Source organism: Patulibacter medicamentivorans (assembly GCF_000240225.1).
Lineage (GTDB): Bacteria > Actinomycetota > Thermoleophilia > Solirubrobacterales > Solirubrobacteraceae > Patulibacter > Patulibacter medicamentivorans.
Map to the genome: position 1 here is coordinate 17635 of NZ_AGUD01000196.1, position 16984 is coordinate 34618.

Annotated in this window: 11 protein-coding genes; 10 read left to right on the top strand and 1 reads right to left on the bottom strand. The window is 71.8% G+C overall.

Annotation, left to right across the window (positions count from 1 at the left end):
* Window positions 1-177 precede the first annotated feature (177 nt).
* Both PAI11_RS11920 and PAI11_RS11925 read left to right on the top strand, forming a co-directional pair.
* Entirely contained in the window at window positions 178-618 is a 441-nt protein-coding gene (locus tag PAI11_RS11920; RefSeq protein WP_040600007.1) for a hypothetical protein, read from the top strand.
* Window positions 619-728: 110 nt separating this feature from the next.
* The gene (locus PAI11_RS11925) at window positions 729-1676 is read left to right on the top strand and encodes a peptidylprolyl isomerase (RefSeq protein WP_040600009.1); all 948 of its coding nucleotides are present in this window, start codon (window positions 729-731) and stop codon (window positions 1674-1676) included.
* Window positions 1677-1795: 119 nt separating this feature from the next.
* On the opposite strand, the gene PAI11_RS11930 is transcribed toward PAI11_RS11925, so the two are convergent.
* Window positions 1796-2536, bottom strand: coding sequence for a hypothetical protein (locus PAI11_RS11930; protein WP_007574897.1), 741 nt, complete (start codon window positions 2534-2536; stop codon window positions 1796-1798).
* Between the two features lie 325 nt (window positions 2537-2861).
* Here PAI11_RS11930 and PAI11_RS11935 point away from each other — a divergent pair, with 325 nt between their 5' ends.
* The 8 genes from PAI11_RS11935 to PAI11_RS11970 all read left to right on the top strand — a co-directional run bounded on the left by PAI11_RS11935 (window position 2862) and on the right by PAI11_RS11970 (window position 16309).
* On the top strand, window positions 2862-4277 hold the full coding sequence (locus PAI11_RS11935; protein WP_007574899.1) for an MlaD family protein: 1416 nt from the start codon (window positions 2862-2864) through the stop codon (window positions 4275-4277).
* Entirely contained in the window at window positions 4274-5872 is a 1599-nt protein-coding gene (locus tag PAI11_RS11940) for an MlaD family protein (protein ID WP_007574902.1), read from the top strand. Before PAI11_RS11935 ends, PAI11_RS11940 begins: the two co-directional genes overlap by 4 nt.
* Window positions 5873-5880: 8 nt before the next feature.
* The gene (locus PAI11_RS11945; RefSeq protein WP_170320723.1) at window positions 5881-7332 is read left to right on the top strand and encodes an MlaD family protein; all 1452 of its coding nucleotides are present in this window, start codon (window positions 5881-5883) and stop codon (window positions 7330-7332) included.
* Window positions 7332-8858 carry an MlaD family protein gene (locus tag PAI11_RS11950; protein WP_007574906.1) on the top strand — a complete coding sequence of 509 codons (1527 nt, stop codon included), beginning with the start codon at window positions 7332-7334 and terminating at the stop codon, window positions 8856-8858. The genes PAI11_RS11945 and PAI11_RS11950 overlap by 1 nt, the downstream gene beginning before the upstream one ends.
* Window positions 8855-10186, top strand: a complete 1332-nt coding sequence (locus tag PAI11_RS11955; RefSeq protein WP_007574908.1) for an MlaD family protein — start codon at window positions 8855-8857, stop codon at window positions 10184-10186. Before PAI11_RS11950 ends, PAI11_RS11955 begins: the two co-directional genes overlap by 4 nt.
* A gap of 9 nt (window positions 10187-10195) precedes the next feature.
* Window positions 10196-11692, top strand: a complete 1497-nt coding sequence (locus tag PAI11_RS11960; protein ID WP_007574911.1) for an MlaD family protein — start codon at window positions 10196-10198, stop codon at window positions 11690-11692.
* On the top strand, window positions 11689-15192 hold the full coding sequence (locus PAI11_RS27835; RefSeq protein ID WP_007574913.1) for a lytic murein transglycosylase: 3504 nt from the start codon (window positions 11689-11691) through the stop codon (window positions 15190-15192). The genes PAI11_RS11960 and PAI11_RS27835 overlap by 4 nt, the downstream gene beginning before the upstream one ends.
* A 244-nt stretch (window positions 15193-15436) precedes the next feature.
* A complete protein-coding gene (locus PAI11_RS11970; protein WP_244406540.1) occupies window positions 15437-16309 on the top strand; it encodes a hypothetical protein in 873 nt (290 codons plus the stop codon).
* The last annotated feature ends 675 nt before the right edge of the window (window positions 16310-16984 follow it).

Below are 16984 nucleotides of genomic sequence, written 5' to 3' on the forward strand. Positions count from 1 at the left end.
TGGCAGGCCAGGCCACCGGTGTGGCCTTCCGCTCGCGGACCGAGGCTAGGTCGATGCGCTGTGCTCACCCCTGGGTGGAGCCTGTGGACCACAGGCGAATATGGACACGTGAGAAGGTCTTAGGTGGACGCCGACGTATTGGAAATGTAAATAGCTCTGAGGTGCTACGGTGCGCGCATGCTTGATGTGCTCAGCAAGAAGAAGCTCGCCTCGTTGGCGACTGGTCTGGCATTGGGGCTCGCCGGTGCCGGCGCTGCGGCGCCGCCGGCGAGCGCGACGGTTGTCGGAGAGTTCTGCTCCTACACGTCCGTCGCTCCCGGCGGTCGGTGCGTCGGGCCGAAGCGCGACTATCGCTATATCGCGGTCCAGGCGCTGCCGTTCGACGACGCCGGCTCGGGGACGGTCTGCGTCGGCGGCAAAGGGCAGGCCGATGGCTTCGGCCCGGACACCATCACCTTCGGGTGCATCTACGCGTGGCAGTTCAACGAGGGCACGTTCACGACCACCTACACCGGCTTCTATGGCTCGGGAGACAAGCCGCGGAGTTACGCAACCATCGTGAACAACTCGACCTCGAGTCTGCATCTGTTCGGCTCGTACGAGTACTACCCTGCGTGACGGGGCGCCGCTCGGGTGCTCCGCTACCGATCCGCACTGGTCTGGCGCTTGCGGCGCTGATCGCTGTCGCTGGATCGGTTGGGTGCACCGATTCCGGCGATCGATCGTCGGTGACCGCCGCAGGTCGGATCGCGACGGTCGACGGTCAGCGGATCCCGGTCTCGAAGTTCTCGGCATGGTTTCCCGAGTTCTCTGGCGGGCTCGCCTGGCAGGACACCGCCGATTGGCGAGGCCCGCGCACCGTTGCGGTCTGCGAGCGGAGGATGCCGGGGCGGCCACCTCAGGCGGGCGCGCCGCGTTGTGCGGACCGCGTTCGGCTCGCCCGCGTCGAGACGGTCCGCTACCTGATTGGCACGACGTGGCTTCGGCTGCACGCGCGGCGGATCGGCGCCGCCCTGAGGCCGTCCGAGCGACGTGACGTGGAGAAGAGAGCGGCTGCGCGCATGGCCACCTCCGGCGGTCCGGTCGGGGATGCCTGGCGGCGACGCGAACGGGCGCTCGTCGATGCGCAGGGACGCAAGCTCGCCCACATGATCTTCGGGCGGCCGGCAACGCCGAGCCTGCTGGCTGCCCGCCGCTACTACGAGGGCAATCGCGCGGCCTTCGGGCGGCCGGCGTCGCGCGATATCCGTGCGATCGTGGTGCGCGACCTGCAGGCCGCGCACCGCGCGGCCGCGGCCGTCCGAGGGGACGACTGGGCCGTCGCGGCCCGCCGCTTCTCCATCGAGCCGTCGGCACGCCGCGGGGGATGGATGACGATCGACCGCCGGAACGCCCTCGCTCAACTCCGCGGGGCCGTGTTCGCCGCTCCGCTGCACCGGCCGGTCGGGCCGTTCCGGGTCCTCGACACCTGGTGGATCATCGAGATCGTCCGCGACCGTCCTGCCGGTCGAACCTCATTCACGAGCGCGCGTGCGAGCATCGACCGGTTGCTTCGCGAGGAGCAGGAGGAGCGGAACCTGACGCGGCTCTCCGCCGAGCTGCGACGGATCTATCGCCCGCGGACGCGGTGCGTCGCGGGCCTCGTCGTTCCACGTATGTGCGCTGACGGGCGCTAGCTCTGGCCGCCCCCGCCCCGCACGGGACGGCGGGAACCGAGACGACGACGGGCCCCTCGCAGTCGGGAGGGGCCCGTCGGCCATCCAAGACGCCTCGGTGAGGCGGGTCAGCGATACCCCTACTTGCAGGGCGTGCTGTCCACCGTCTTCGTGGTGCCGAGCGGCGCGCCGGTGTCCTGATCCTCGAGGTACGCGGTGACCTCGAACGGCCACTTCTTGTCCTTCGGGCAGGACGACGTCGCCAGGATGCTGCCCTTGCCGGCGCTGACGGCCAGGTCGGTCACGGCGATCGGGACGCCACCGACGATCTGCAACTCGTCCGGGATCGTGACGTCGAGCTGGTAGGCCCACTTGCCGGACTTCTTCGTCAGCTTGCCCGGGGCGGGGGCGCGCACGACGGCCGGGTTGTCCAGCTCGGTGTAGAAGTAGATGTTCTTCGCGCCGCCGTTGACGACGGTGATCTTCGCGACGGTCGGGGTCGTGTCGGCCATCGCGTTGGCCTTGCCCGAGCCGAAGACGGCCTTGCTGCACTTCGACTTCGGGAACTCCTGCGTCGAGGTCAGCTGCGACTGCGAGCACTTCGGGTACTTGGCGCCGTTCCAGACCGAGCCCTTGGGGAACAGCACGGAGATCTTGTTGATCACCGGCCGCTTCTGGCCGTCCGGCACGTTGACCTTGGCGGCGACCGACAGCTTCTTGACCGCCTTCGGCTTCTTCTTGGTGCCGGCCTTGTTCGGCGACACCGACACCTTGGTGACCTCGATGGTCGTGCCCGAGCTGGTCTGAGCGGCGACGGGACCGGCGACCACGGCAAGGCCGAGCAGGGCGGCGGCCGTGGCGGCGAGCTTGCGATGAGCCATGGACTCTCTCTCCTGGGGTTGCGGTTGGGATCCGGCCATCCGGGCGCGACAAGCGACGCCCGCCCACGACTGGACCCTCGATCAGCGCACCGTACACGCTGGCCGACCTCTATGCGCAGGTTCGTCTGTCGAGCACGTGCACGCGGACCCGCTGGTGTCCCTACACCAACCGGCATCGCCTGTCGCGGATTCTGGACCGGTGTTCTACACGGGCGCGAGATGCGGTTCTGGCTGGGCGAGCGCGCTGTTGGGCCCCGACGGGCGAGGCGCAACCGAAACGCAACCACCGGTGGCGGTATGGGCATGTGTATAGTCGTCGCGACCGATGCGTCGCCCGTTCGGCGCGCTCGGAGGAGAGAACCCCCTGTCGTCGATGTCCCCCAACGCCCGGCGTGCGCGCCGTCTGGCGCCATTCGCGCTCGCCCTCGCCGTCGGCATCGTGGTGGCCGTCCTGCTCGGTGGCGGCAGCTCGCGCGAGTACCGGCTGGTGTTCGACAACGCCAGCCAGATCGTCAAGGGCGGCGCGGTGCGGATCGGCGGCGTCCAGGTCGGCACGGTCCAGTCGATCGATCTGACCGACGACGACCTAGCCCAGGTCCGGATCTCGATCGACGACGCCTACGGGCCTCTCCGCGACGGCTCGACGGCGACGATCCGCGTCAGCGGCCTCGGCAGCGTCGCGGGGCGCTACGTCGACGTCTCGCCGGCCCCCGACAACCGCCGGGCGCTTGCCGACGGCGCCGTGATCCCGATCGACAAGACCACCTCGACCGTCGACATCGACGCGCTGCTGAACGCGCTCGACGGCAAGACCCGCAAGGGCCTGCAGCGGATGGTCGGTGGCTTCGCCGACTGGTACGCAGGGCGCGAGCAGAACGCCAACGAGTCGGCGCGCATGCTCCCGGCCGCCCTCGGTGGCCTGCGCCGCCTGAGCCAGGAGATCACCGGCGAGAGCGCCCAGTTCCAGCAGTTCCTGGTCCAGAGCGGTCGCGCCACCAGCGCGCTCGCCCGCGAGCCCGAGCGCCTGACCAGCCTGGTCGGCGGCGCGCGGCGGACGATGGAGGCGCTCGCCTCCGAGACCGCTGGCCTCAACGGCGTCCTGCGCGACCTGCCGACCGCGCTGCGGGAGGGCGGCGCGGGACTGGCCGAGCTGCGCGCGACGATCCCGGACCTGCGTGGCCTGCTGCGGTCGGCGGACCTCTCCAGCGGAGAGCTGCCCGACTTCCTCCGCCAGCTGCGTCCGGTGACCGAGCGAGCGGTCCCCGTGGTGACGCGCCTGCGCGACCTCGTCGACCGGCCGGGCCCCGGCAACGACGGGCTCGACGCGCTCCGCGACCTGCCGCCGTTGGCCGACAAGGCCCACGCGGCGCTTCCGCGCTCCAGCCGCGCGCTGAAGGACAGCACCCCGATCTTCTCGTTCATCCGGCCCTACATCCCCGACCTGGTCGGCTGGTTCCGGGGCTATGGCGCCGCCGCTGCGACCTACGACGCGCGCGGGCACTACGTTCGCTCGCTGCCGCTGTTCGACGCCTTCCGGGCGGTCGACGGGGCCGGCGGGACCATGCTCGAGCCGAAGGCGCTCGCCGATCGCGGCAAGAGCGACGCCGTCACCAACGGCAACCTGCGCCGCTGCCCGGGGACGGCCGCCGCGTCGCCCGACGGGTCTGCGCCGTTCGTCGACGACGGCCCGCTGGCCAACCCGGACTGCGCGCCCGCGCAGCGGATCGGCGGCGGCGGATGAGCAACGGGACCTTCCCGACCGCGCAGCAGGCGAACCGCCGCGCCCTGGTGCCGCTGCTGGCCGCGCTCGTCGCACTGCTGCTGCTCGGCATCGGCGTCGCGGTCGTCCGCGGCGACGGCGGAGACGACGGCGCCTACCGCGTGCGCGCCGAGTTCGACAACGGCAGCTTCCTCGTGACCGGCGAGGACGTGAAGGTCGCGGGCGTCCTCGCGGGCACGATCGAGAAGCTCGAGCTGAGCCCGCAGAATCGCGCGGTCGCGGTGCTGAAGATCGACGACCCGGCGTTCGTCCCGTTCCGCGCCGACGCCACCTGCGCGATCGGCCTGCAGTCGCTGATCGGCGAGCAGTACGTCGACTGCAAGCCGACCCAGCCGCGTGCCGAGGGGCGCCCGCTGCCCCCGAAGTTGGCGGCGATCGGGAGCGGCGACGGCAAGGGCCAGCACCTGCTGCCGGTCGAGCAGACGACCAGCGCCGTCGGCATCGACCTGATCGGCAACATCAACCAGTTGCCCCAGCGCGAGCGGCTGCGGCTGATCGTGGCCGAGTTCGGCGCCGGCGTCGCGGGCAACGGCGAGACCCTGCGCAAGGCGATCATCCGGGCCAACCCCGCGCTGCAGCAGGCCGACAAGCTGGTCTCGGTCCTGGCGCGGCAGAACCAGACGCTCGATCGCCTGGTCGCCGACTCCGACGCCGTGCTGCGACCGCTGGCCGAGCGCCGCAAGGACCTGACGGGGGCGATCGACCGGATCGGCGACGTCTCGGCGGCAACGGCCGAGCGGGGCGACGACCTCGAGCGCGACATCGAGCGGCTGCCGGCCTTCCTGGCCCAGCTCGAGCCGGGGGCCAAGCGGATCTCGGCGCTGATCGACCAGGCCGACCCGGCGATCGCCAACCTCTCGCGCAACGCGCCGCAGATCACCGACGCGATCCAGCGGCTCGGGCCGTTCTCGAAGGCCGCGACGCCGGCCTTCGTCTCGCTCGGCAAGCTGGCCGAGCGCGGTCGCACGACGTTCCCGCGGATCCGTTCGCTGGTCGATCGCTTCGCCGGCCTCGGGACGCCGCTGCGCCCGGCGGCCAAGGAGCTGAGCGATCTCTTCGGCAGCCTCGAGCGGGCGGGCGGCATCGAGTCGCTGATGCAGCTCATCTACTTCTACACCGGCGCGCTCAACGGGTTCGACGGGACCAGCCACTACATGCGGGCGAGCCTGCTGGTCAACAACTGCATCGACCGGCTGTACAAGGTGTCGGGGTCCGACACGTGCTCTGCGCGGCTCAAGACGAGCAACGGTGATGACGAAGACGGTGCGGCCGCTCGCGCCTCCTACCTGCGGATGCTCCGCGACGCCCCGCCGGTCCCGGTGCTGCCGACCTCGGCATCGATGAAGGCTGAACGTGCCGCCCAGCGCGCGGCTCGACGTGGCGAGGACCCGGCTGCGGCCGCCAGGGCGGCGGAACGTCAGAACACCGACCCCACAGGCGGTCACGAGGACGGCGCGCCCGCGCGGCGGGCTCTGCCGGGAGACGACCCGGCCCGGGTCAAGCGGGCTCTCGACGCGCTCCTGGGCGACCCGCCCGCGAAGGACGGCAAGCGATGAGCGAGCGGATGCCCCTCCGTGGCCGCTCCTCGATCGTGGCCAATCCGGTGCTGGTCGGCGCGGCCGGGATCCTGATCGCGCTGGTCGCGTTCGTCCTGGCCTACAACGCCAACAGCGGGCTGCCGTTCGTCAAGACCTACGACGTCTCCGTCGACGTCCGCGACGCGGCCGGGCTGGTCGCCGGCAACGACGTGCGCAAGGGCGGCGCGCGGATCGGTCAGCTCGGCTCGATCACCCCGATCGTGCGACCCGACGGCAGCGCTGGCGCGCGGCTGCACCTGAAGCTCGACCGGACCTCAGGCAAGCTCCCGGTCGACTCGCGGATCGCGATCCGGCCGAAGTCGCCGCTCGGCCTGCGCTACGTCGAGGTCACCGCCGGAGCCTCGTCGCGGACGGTGCCGCAGGGCGGGACGATCCCGTTGCGCTACGCCGCGCCCGAGCCGGTCGACTTCGACGACTTCTTCAACACGTTCGACGAGCCGACCCGCCGCGCGTCGCAGGAGAACCTGCTCGAGTTCGGCGGCGGCCTCGCCGGGCGCGGCGCCGCGCTCAACCGGGCGATCGTCGGCCTGCTGCCGCTGGTCACCCACCTGGAGCCGGCGGCGCGCAACCTGGTCAGCGCGCAGACCGGGTTCGATCGGCTGTTCCCCGCGTTGGCCCGCGCCGCGGCCGAGGTCGCGCCGGTCGCCCGTGAGCAGGCGCAGCTGTTCACGGCGCTGCGCCAGACGTTCGGGGCGCTCAGCGACGTCCGCGGCGACCTGATGGCCTCGATCAGCTACGGGCCGCGGGCGCTCAAGGCGGGGACCGACGAGCTGCCGAGGCAGGCGCCCTTCATGCGCAGCTCGACCGAGTTGCTGCGGCTGCTGCGCCCGGCGTTCGCGTCGCTGTCGGCAGCGTCGCCGGACATGGCCGCGGCGCTCGAGGCCGGCACGCCTGCCCTGCGCCGGTCGCCCGCGCTCAACCGGCGCCTGATCGGGACGCTCGGCGATCTCGAGCGGTTCGACGACGACCAGCGCGTCCACACCGGGCTGCAGGCGCTGACCAACACCGCCACCACGTTGCGCCCGCTGACGTCGTTCATCACCCCGGCGCAGACGGTCTGCAACTACGGCGGGCTGATCCTGCGGAACCTCGCCAACGCACTGTCCGAAGCAGACGCCGTTGGATCCATGCTTCGCGTCTCGGCGGTCGTCGCCAGCCAGGTACCGGGGAGCGAAGCCGGGCCATCGGCCACGCCGGCGACCGGTATCGACCCCGACCAACGCCAGCCCAAGGACAGCTACCTCCACAGCAACCCGTACCCGAACACCGCCGCTCCGGGGCAGCCGCGCGAGTGCGAGGCAGGCAGCGAGGGGTACCTGATGGATCGCCAGCTGATCGGCAACGTGCCCGGGATTCAAGGGGTCGGAACGACGAAGACCGGGCGCTGGGCCCCGGCCAAGGCGAAGGCGGGCGACTGATGGCGCAGACCACCAAGGGCGTCTGGATCGAGCGCTTCGGCGACGTCAAGGCCGGGATCTTCACGATCGTCCTGGCGCTCGTCGTCGTGTACTTCATCTTCAGCCAGGCGATCCCGTTCCAGTCGCATTACGAGGTCAAGGCGGTCGTCAACACGTCGAACCTGCTCGTGCCCGGCAGCCAGGTGAGGATCGCCGGCGTCAACGTCGGCAAGGTCACCGCCGTCGAGCGCTACAAGAAGACGGACCTCGCGCAGATCACGATGCGGATCGACGACGAAGGGCGCCCGATCCGCCGCGACGCCGAGCTCAAGATCCGGCCCAAGCTGTTCCTCGAGGGCAACTTCTACGTCGACCTGCGGCCGGGACGACCCGGCAGTCCCGAGTTGGCCAGCGGCGGCACGATCCCGATCGCCCAGACGACGACGCCGGTGCAGCTCGACCAGGTCCTGAGCCCGCTGCGCGGCAACGTCCGCACCGGGCTCCAGCAGACGCTGCAGGGCCTCGGCGACGCGCTCGGGTCGACCCCGACAGCGGCCGAGGACGCCACCCAGGCCCCGGTCGTGCGCGGCCTGTCCGGCGGTCAGGCGATGAACGAGACCCTGCGCACCAGCGTCCCCGCCCTGCGCGACGGCGCGATCGTGACCGACGCGCTGCGCGGGACCCAGCCCGGCGACCTGGCCCGGGTCCTGCGGGGCTTCGGCCGGGCGACGGGTGCGCTCGCCCGCGACGAGGGAGCGCTGACCTCGCTGGTCCGCGACTTCGACACCACCGTCGGCACCACGGCGCTGCACGCCGCCGGTCTGCGCAACACCGTTCGCGAGCTGGCGGCGGTCGCCGCCACCGGCCGCACGGCGTTCGCCAACCTGCGCCAGGCGCTGCCGGCGTCCCGCCAGCTGGCCCGCGCCCTCGGCGTCGGCCTGCGCGAGCTGCCGGCCACGATCGAGGCCGCGCGGCCCTGGCTCGCCCAAGCCCTGCCGCTGCTGGGCCAGCCCGAGCTCGGCGGGCTCTCGAGGGACCTGGCTCCCGCGGTCGGCGACCTGGCTCGCGTCACCCACGAGAGCCGCAATCTGGTCCGCAACGCCGACCTGCTGGCACGCTGCGCCAGCAACACGCTGGTGCCGACGGCGAAGCTGCCGGTCCCCGACGGCGCGCTCTCGACCGGCTCCGAGAACTACAAGGAGCTGTGGTACGCGATGATCGGCCAGGCGTCCGAGGCCCAGAGCTTCGACGGCAACGGCGCGCTGCTGCGGCTGCCGACCATCGGTGGAGACGAAGTCATCCGCAGCGGCAACACGATCGCCAAGAACCGCGCCTCCCGCAGCAGCTCGGCGATCCGCTCGAGCGGCACGAGCCCGGTGTTCCCGGGCGGAGCTACCCCGCCCCTTCGTCGGGATGTGCCGTGCTATCGGTCCGGAGTGCCTGACCTGAGCAGCGCCGTTGGCGCGGCCGACGGGTCGCGGCCGAACGCTCCCCGCCCAGCGCTGCCGAACCGCACGCCGATGCCGCCGAAGGAGCTGGCACCGTGAAGCGCGCCATCCGCTTCCACGGCTCGCAGGCGGTGAAGCTCGTCCTGCTGATGGTCCTCGGCGTCGTCGTCGGCGGCTACATCTTCGGCCACCAGAACTTCGTGCCGCCGAGCTGGGTGCCGTTCGTCGGCAAGGAGCACTTCTACCTCAACGCGCGGTTCCAGACCGCGAACGGCGTCGCACCGGGCCAGGGGCAGGCGGTGACGATCTCGGGCATCCGGGTCGGCGACGTGGCCGCGGTCAAGCTCGACCGCGGGGCGGCGGTCGTGCGGTTGCGGATGAACCCGAAGTACGCCCACGTCTATCCGGACGCGAGCTTCCTGCTGCGGCCGAAGACCGGGCTCAAGGACATGGTCGTCGAGATCGATCCGGGCACCCGTGCCGCGGGGCCGGCCCTGAAGAACGGCGCGACGGTCAGCTCGGCGCTCACCGCACCCGACGTCAACCTGGACGAGGTCCTGGCCAGCCTCGACAGCGACACCCGCACCGAGCTGGCCAACCTGGTCAGCCAGGCCGGGGTCGCCCTCGGCGGCAAGGGCGGCCGGGCGCTCGCCCGCGACCTGCGCCGGTTCACCCCCCTGTCGTACCACTCGGCCGAGGCGACGCGGCTGGTCGCGCGACGCAGCGGGCAGCTCAAGCGGCTGGTCCACAACCTGGGCCTGATCGCCGACGAGCTCGGCGGCCGCGACGAGCAGCTGGCGCGATTCGTCCGCGCCAACGCCGACGTCTTCCGGCGCTTCGCCAACCAGAACCGCAACCTGGGGCAGGCGCTCGATCGCTTCCCCGGCGCCCTGAAGGCCAGCGACGAGGCGCTGCGCAAGGCCGACCACTTCGCCAAGACGCTGCAGGTCGGGGCGCCCCGCCTGCTGCCCGGTGCCCGGGCCCTGCCGTCCGCGCTGCGCGAGTTCCGCCCGTTCCTCGAGCAGACGACCCCGGTCCTGCGCGAGCAGCTGCGACCGTTCTCGCGCGAGGCGCAGCCGACCGTGCGGGCGCTGGCGCCCGCCGCTCGCGATCTCGCCGCGGCGGCACCGAACATCGACCGCGTGCTGCGGGTCTTCAACGCCCTGACCGACACGCTGGCCTTCGATCCGCCGGGCGCGGGCAAGGGCTACCTCTACTACCTGCCGTGGGCGAACCACAACACGAACTCGGCGCTCTCGAGCCAGGACGGAGTCGGGGCGACCCGACGGTCCATGATCTACATCCCGTGCGGCGTCTTGCAGTTCGCCGATTCGCTCTACACGCGCAACCCGCCGGTCGGCACGCTCCTTCGCCTGATCAACATCCCGACCTACCAGGCGCAGTGCGCCGGGACTCCGGACAAGTAGGGCCGGTCGATGATCAAGAAGCGCCCCACCGTTCCGCAGATCCTGGCGATGGTCGTCTTCGCCCTCTCGAGCTTCGGCTGCCTGCTGTTCCTGTGGATCTCGTTCGGCGGCCCCGTGCCGCTGAAGCCCGAGGGCTACCGGTTCCAGGTCCTGCTGCCCGAGGCGACGCAGCTGGCGACGACCGCCGACGTGCGGATCTCGGGCGTCAACGTCGGCAAGGTCGTCGAGATCGAGCCGGGAGTCCAGAACAAGACCCGGGCGACCATCGAGCTGCAGGGCAAGTTCGCCCCGATCCCTCGCAACACGCGGGCGATGCTGCGCTCCAAGACGCTGCTCGGCGAGACGTACATCGAGCTGGCCCCGAGTCGCAACGACCCCGGCGGCGAGCTGCCCGAGGGCGGTTCGCTGCAGAGCTCGCGGGTCGAGTCGACGGTCGAGCTGGACGAGATCCTCAAGACCTTCGACGCCAAGACCCGGGCGGCGTTCCGCGTCTGGATGCAGTCGCAGGCCCAGGCGGTGCGGGGGCGCGCCGCCGACTTCAGCGCCACGCTGGCGGAACTGCCCGAGTTCGTCGACGAGATGGGCAAGCTGAGCGCGATCCTCGACGCCCAGCAGGGAGCGGTCCGGCAGTCGGTGTCGGGCACCGGCAAGGTCTTCGGCGCGATCAGCGCCCGCGACGGGGATCTGCGGGGGCTGGTCCGGGCGAGCGAGCGGACGTTCTCGACCCTCGGCGCGCGCAACCGGGACCTGGCCGCGATCTTCCAGCAGCTGCCGCGGTTCGAGCGCGAGACCGCCGCCACCCTGCCGGCGTTCACGAAGCTGGCGCGCGAGGGCCGGCCGATCGTCGAGCGCCTGAAGCCGGCCGCGCGCGAGCTGGGGCCGACCTTCGACGCGTTGCGCCGCCTGAGCGGTCCGCTCAAGGGCTTCATGCAGCGACTCGGCCCGGTGATCACCGCGTCCGAGCGCGGCGTGCCGGCCCTGCACCAGCTGCTGAGCGACCTGCCGCCGGTGCTGGAGGACTTCCAGCCGTTCCTGCGCCAGCTCGACCCGATGGTCCGCTACCTGGGGAACAACCGCCGCGAGATCACGGCCTTCGTCGGCAACCTGACCGCGGCCAGCCAGGCCCGGGAGGCGACGATCGACGGTCCGCCGGTCAACTACCTGCGCGTCTCACAGACCCTCAGCCCCGAGGGACTGACATTCCAACAACGGCCGTTCGGCATGTCTCGCCGCAACGCCTACGTCAACCCGGGCGGGATGGGCCTGCTCGGCCAGGGTCTGGAGTCGCTCTCGACGGCCAGCTGCGGCAACGCCGATCCGATCGCGCCGACGGCCAGCGTGCCCGAGGGCCTACAGGACCTGATCGCCGCCTACGGGTTCCGGAACCTGACCGGCGGCGAGGTCCTGCGGCCGCCGTGCAAGCAGCAGGGCCCGCAGCCCGGATACGGCACCGCCTACCCGCACCTGACGGCCGACCCGCCGGTGCAGCTGAAGGGAACGCGATGAGCGCCAACGACCCCGCCGACCGCCGTTCGCCGACCCGTCGGGAGCCGGCGGCGTACGCGAACGCACCAGCGGGCGGGGCGCGGCACCCGCACGCGCGCAACGGCCTGCTCGCCGTCGTCACCGGCGTCGCGCTCGTGACCCCGGCAGCGGTCGTCGAGGCGGCCGACACCACGCCGCTGCCGGCGGCGTCGACGACCAGCTCGCCGGCGGTGGCAGCCGGCGACGGGGCGTCGCCGCTGGCGGTGGAGCCGACCACGACGGCGGAGCCGCCTGCGGCGACCGAGACGACGCCGCCTCCGACGACGACCACGCCGGCACCGCCGCCGGGGCGTCGTCCCGGGCGCTCCGATCCGCTCACCGTCGACGGCGGCGGCGAGGGACGCAAGCAGGCCCGCGATTCGCACGCCGCGGCCCAGGAGCGCCGTGCCGCCGAGCGCAAGCGCGCCCGCGAGGAGGCCGCCAAGCGCCGTGCGAAGCAGCGCAAGGACAAGGCGCAGAAGGACGGTTCCAAGGCCTCCGGGGGGACGACGCCCGACGCCGCCGGCGACGCGCCGCCGACCGACGGCGGCGACCCGCTGCCCGATGCCCCGACCGCGGTCCCGAACCTCTTCCTCGACCGCTTCCGGATCCCGCCGTTCCTGCTGCCGATCTACCAGGCCGCGGGCATCCAGTACGGGATCCGCTGGGAGGTGCTGGCGGCGATCAACGAGATCGAGACCGACTACGGGCGCAACCTCAGCGTGTCGTCGGCCGGCGCCCTGGGCTGGATGCAGTTCATGCCGGCGACCTGGGAGACGTACGGCACCGACGCCAACGGCGACGGCAAGGCCGACCCGTTCAACCCGGTCGACGCGATCTTCGCTGCCGCTCGCTACCTGCGGGCCGCGGGCGCCGACCAGGACATCCGCAAGGCGATCTTCGCCTACAACCACGCCGACTGGTACGTCCGCTCGGTGCTGCTGCGGGCGCGGCTGATCGCCGGGCTGCCGGCCGATCTGGTCTCGTCGCTCGCCGGCCTGACGCAGGGCATGTTCCCGGTCGACCGTGCCGCGACCTACGACGGCGACGACGCCGTGGCGACCTCGCGACGGAAGGCGACGGGGAGCAACGCGGCCAAGCCGGTCGAGTCGGGCGACCGCCGCTCGATCGAGATCCGCACCGCCCCCGGCGCGGCCGCCGTCGCCGTCCAGGACGGCGAGGTGACCCGGATCGGCGAGAGCCCGCGCCTGGGCAAGTTCGTCCAGCTGCGCGACGTCTACGGCAACACCTACACCTACGCGCACCTGAAGTCGGTCGAGTCCTACTACCCGGCTCCCAAGGACCCCGAGGCCGAGGCCGCCCGCGGCGACGAGCCGGGCCAGCCGACCGACGACCCGAAGCCGACGCGCCCGGCCACCGCCGGGACCGCGCGGCCGGGGGAGGGCGGCGGCGAGCCGGACGGCGCGAGTGGCGGAATCGGACGGGCAGGTGGAACGGCGGGCGGCCCTGACGGCGCTGACGACGGACCGCCCGGTCGCGGTGCCGGCGCGACGAGCGGCGCTGGCGGAGCAGCCAGCAGTGGTCAGGGCGCCGACGGTACGAGGACCAGCGGGGCGGTTGGTGGCGGAGCCGATCACGCTGGCGCAGCCGAGCCCGCCGGGACGAGCGGCGCCAACAGCGCGGTCGCTGGTACGGGCCGTGCCCCGGATGCCACGCCCCTCGCCGCAGGCGCTGCGCCGGCGGAGGGAGCGAGCGCGGCCGCCGCCGGCGGACGCGGAGCAGCCCCGAAGCTCCAGGGTCCGCTCGCCGGCCTGCCGCTGGCCAGGGCCGGCCTCGCCGCGCGGCCGGCCACCGTGGGCGGAGGCTCGACCGCCGGCGCGCCCCGGCCGGACGATCCGGCCAATCCGGCGCCCGCCCCTGACGGCACGATCGGCGTCGTCGACACGGCGCCGCGCCCGAAGTACCGCGTCCTCGCGAACCCCGGTCGTCGAGCGACCGCAGAGGCCCATCCCGGAGCCCTGCCCGTCGACGCACCGACTCCCGGTGCGGAGGGCGCGGCCGATCGTCGCGGCGAGGGGCGGGAGCGCGTCCGTCGTGGACGAGCTGGTGGCGCTGCCCGTTTCGCCTCGTCGTCGACCGAGCGGCGAGCGGGACGCGACAGCGGCCCCGAGTCCGTCGGCGGCGCTGCTCCCGACGACGTGGCGACTGGCGCCGCGGCAACGGCCGCGGCGGATCACCGGGACGAGGCGACGAGCTCGTCGAGCGCCCCGTCCTCCAGGACGCAGTCCCGCGGCTCGGCCGCCGACCGGTCCGCCGCGTCGACCAGCCGGCGGTCGCGATCGCACAGCCCGATCCCGCCGCCGACCAGCAGCCTGCCCCCGCTGATGCCGGTTCCCGGCGTTCCGGCGCCGATCGGCGACACCTCGGGCGAGCAGCAGAGCCGAACCCCGGATCAGACGCCGGTCGAGTCGCAGCAGCCCGCGCCGGGCGCCGAGGTGGAGACGATCACCCCGGGACCGTACGCGCCGCCGAGCGACAGCCTGGCGACCAGCGGCAGCGACCCGCTGCCGGCGTTGGGGGATCGCCCGGACCTGGCCGCGCTGCACGGCCTGAAGCCCGATCAGATGACGTACCGGCCGCTCAAGCGCGGGGCGCGGGTGCTGAGCGGGACCAGCCTCGGACGGGTCGGGAGCGCTCAGACGGCGGCCGGGCGCCGCGATGACGCCGGCCAGGACGGCGATGCGGCGGGATCCGCTGCTCCCGCCGACCAGAGCGGTCGCATGACCTTCCAGATCCGGCCGGCCGGTCGCGGCGCTCCGAGGATCGATCCGAAGCCGATCCTCGACGGTTGGAAGCTGCTCGAGTCGACGGCGGTCTACCGCGCGAAGGGCCGCTCGCTGTTCGGCACCGCCGGAGCGGGCCAGGTGCTGCTGATGAGCAAGGCGCAGCTCCAGCAGCGCGTGCTCGCGGACCGGAACCTGAGCATCTACCCGCAGGGCCGCGCCGACATCGAGGCCGGCGCCATCGATCGGCGGGTGTTGGCGACCCTCGAGTTCCTGACCGCCAACGGTCTGCGGCTGACCATCACCAGCCTGCGGTCCGGCCACGGCCTGATGACCGCCTCGGGGAACGTGTCGGAGCACTCGTCCGGCAACGCGGTCGACATCGCGGCGGTCAACGGGATCACGATCACGCCCAAGACGCAGGGTCCCGGAACGATCACCGAGTCCACGATCCGTCTGCTGCTGCAGCTGCAGGGCGCGATGAAGCCCCACCAGATCATCTCGCTGATGACCTTCACCGGGGCAGACAACACCATGTCGCTCCCGGACCACGACGACCACATCCACGTCGGCTTCCGCCCCGAGGTCGCCGACGACCCCAAGCTCGGCCGCCAGGTCGCCCGGATCCTCAAGCCCGGCCAGTGGACCCGCCTGATCGACCGGATCGGGCAGATCGACAACCCGAAGGTCCTGACGGAGCCGTCGAAGTATGCGGTGCGGGTGAAGCGGGGGCGGTAGGCCGACCCTGGGTGTTCCGACGCCTATGCGTCGGGCGGCGGCCCCATCGCGTAGACACCCATGTTCTGCCGGTCCTTACAGGTCTGTGAACCTCAAAGCCCGCGCCTCTGCAGAGTCGGAAACGTCGGCCTTCCTCGATTCAGTTGCTCTTGCCACACTGTCGCTGTACAGTCGCGCCTAGGCACATATTAATGTGCATGTATTGCTCGCGATGGCGCGGGCGACGAACGAGGAGCAGAGGTGCATGATGGTGAGACTCAAGCGATGGGCTGCGGTGGCCGGTGTGGCCGGTTCGTTGGCTTTGGCTTCGGGCGCGCAGGCAGCAGATCCGACCGGGGTCTGGTCGGACTTCAAGAACTGCCCGCTCTCGAACCCGGCGACGAGTGTTTGCGTCTTCACGCAGTCGACGTCGGGCAACTTCAAGCTCGGCAATGCCGATGTGCCGATCAACAAGACGATTACGCTGCAGGGCGGCTACACGCTGGATCCGAATACGGGCGCGACCACATGGATCAACGCTGAGGGCGGGCCGACGTTGTCGAAGACGCCGCTCGACGTCCCAGGCGGCCTGCTCGGCTTGGTCGACACCAGCGGCTGGGGTGGCTTCTGGCTCGGCTGGTTCTTCGACGCGGTGGCATACGCCAACAACGTGACCGCGACGGCTGAACTCGCCGGCCCGATCGAGTTCAACGGGAACAACTTCTTCGGTGAGACCGGGACCGCGCTCACGTTGCCGCTTCGCGTGAAGCTGGACAACCCCATCCTGGGCAGCAACTGCTACATCGGTTCTGCTGCGAACCCGGTGCTGCTGAAGCTGACCACGGGGGCGACGAGCCCGCCGCCGCCGAACACGAGCATCACCGGAGCACTTGGCACCGTGTTCGTCGAGCAGCGCGGTCGGTTGATCCGTAACGAGGGCTTCCGGGTGGTGGACAACGCCTTCGCGGCGCCGAAGGCTGACGGCTGCGGGAACCTGCTCACCAACTGGCTCCTGGATCCTGCCGTCAACCTGAAGGAAGGCCTGCCGGCGGCCGCCGGCAAGAACACCGCCGTCATGGGCGGCAACCAGAAGATCGGCAACGTCATCAACGTGCGGGCGAGCATCCCGACCGGCTGACGAATCGACCAGTCCGTCGGCAGCGCACGGCATCGTGCGCTGCCGACAGGCGGTTGCTCGCCGAGCTTCGGTCGCAAGGAACAGACTGAGGCGGGGCGAAGGATGCTGGGCGGTGTCGCCCTTCGCGACACCTGGGGTTCTGCGTCGGCGGCTTGGCCGGTACTTCGGTATCCCAGGCGTCATGGGATCGAATTACGTTCGTGACCGCGACCGACGGCACGACCGATTCGGCGTCGAGCCCGGCGAAGGGTGCCATTCACGCCGATCTACACGAGGCTGCCAAGCGCGCGTCGACGGCACCTACTCTGTCAGCGCGACAACGCTCGGCAAGCGGGCGTTCCGGGTCGATACCGACAACCACCGAGGCCAGAGGCCAGAGGCCAGAGGCCCGAGGTACGAGGGCACGGTGTGGTTGGCGGTGGCTGCCGGCATGAACAGGATCCAGATCTCGGTCCCGACCATCTAGCTGCACGCTCAGCTTGACGCTCGCCAGTCTTCTCCGACGGCGCTCGGCGGCGCTGCGAGTGGTTGCCCCTCGCCGGCGGCGCGTATTGGTGGTTCTAGGACTCGGTCGATCCGGCAACTGGCGACGGGCTGCTCGGGCGCGACGCTTCATTTGCCCTGACGCGATGGTCTCCGGCGGGGCAAGGGGATCCGGGGGGGGGGGGGGGGGGG

Bases quoted from the DNA above. Each gene is read 5' to 3' on its own strand.
- PAI11_RS11920 (WP_040600007.1), top strand. From the start codon at position 178: ATGCTTGATGTGCTCAGCAAGAAGAAGCTCGCCTCGTTGGCGACTGGT.
- PAI11_RS11930 (WP_007574897.1), bottom strand. From the start codon at position 2,536: ATGGCTCATCGCAAGCTCGCCGCCACGGCCGCCGCCCTGCTCGGCCTT.
- PAI11_RS11935 (WP_007574899.1), top strand. From the start codon at position 2,862: ATGCGTCGCCCGTTCGGCGCGCTCGGAGGAGAGAACCCCCTGTCGTCG.
- PAI11_RS11940 (WP_007574902.1), top strand. From the start codon at position 4,274: ATGAGCAACGGGACCTTCCCGACCGCGCAGCAGGCGAACCGCCGCGCC.
- PAI11_RS11945 (WP_170320723.1), top strand. From the start codon at position 5,881: ATGCCCCTCCGTGGCCGCTCCTCGATCGTGGCCAATCCGGTGCTGGTC.
- PAI11_RS11950 (WP_007574906.1), top strand. From the start codon at position 7,332: ATGGCGCAGACCACCAAGGGCGTCTGGATCGAGCGCTTCGGCGACGTC.
- PAI11_RS11960 (WP_007574911.1), top strand. From the start codon at position 10,196: ATGATCAAGAAGCGCCCCACCGTTCCGCAGATCCTGGCGATGGTCGTC.
- PAI11_RS27835 (WP_007574913.1), top strand. From the start codon at position 11,689: ATGAGCGCCAACGACCCCGCCGACCGCCGTTCGCCGACCCGTCGGGAG.
- PAI11_RS11970 (WP_244406540.1), top strand. From the start codon at position 15,437: ATGATGGTGAGACTCAAGCGATGGGCTGCGGTGGCCGGTGTGGCCGGT.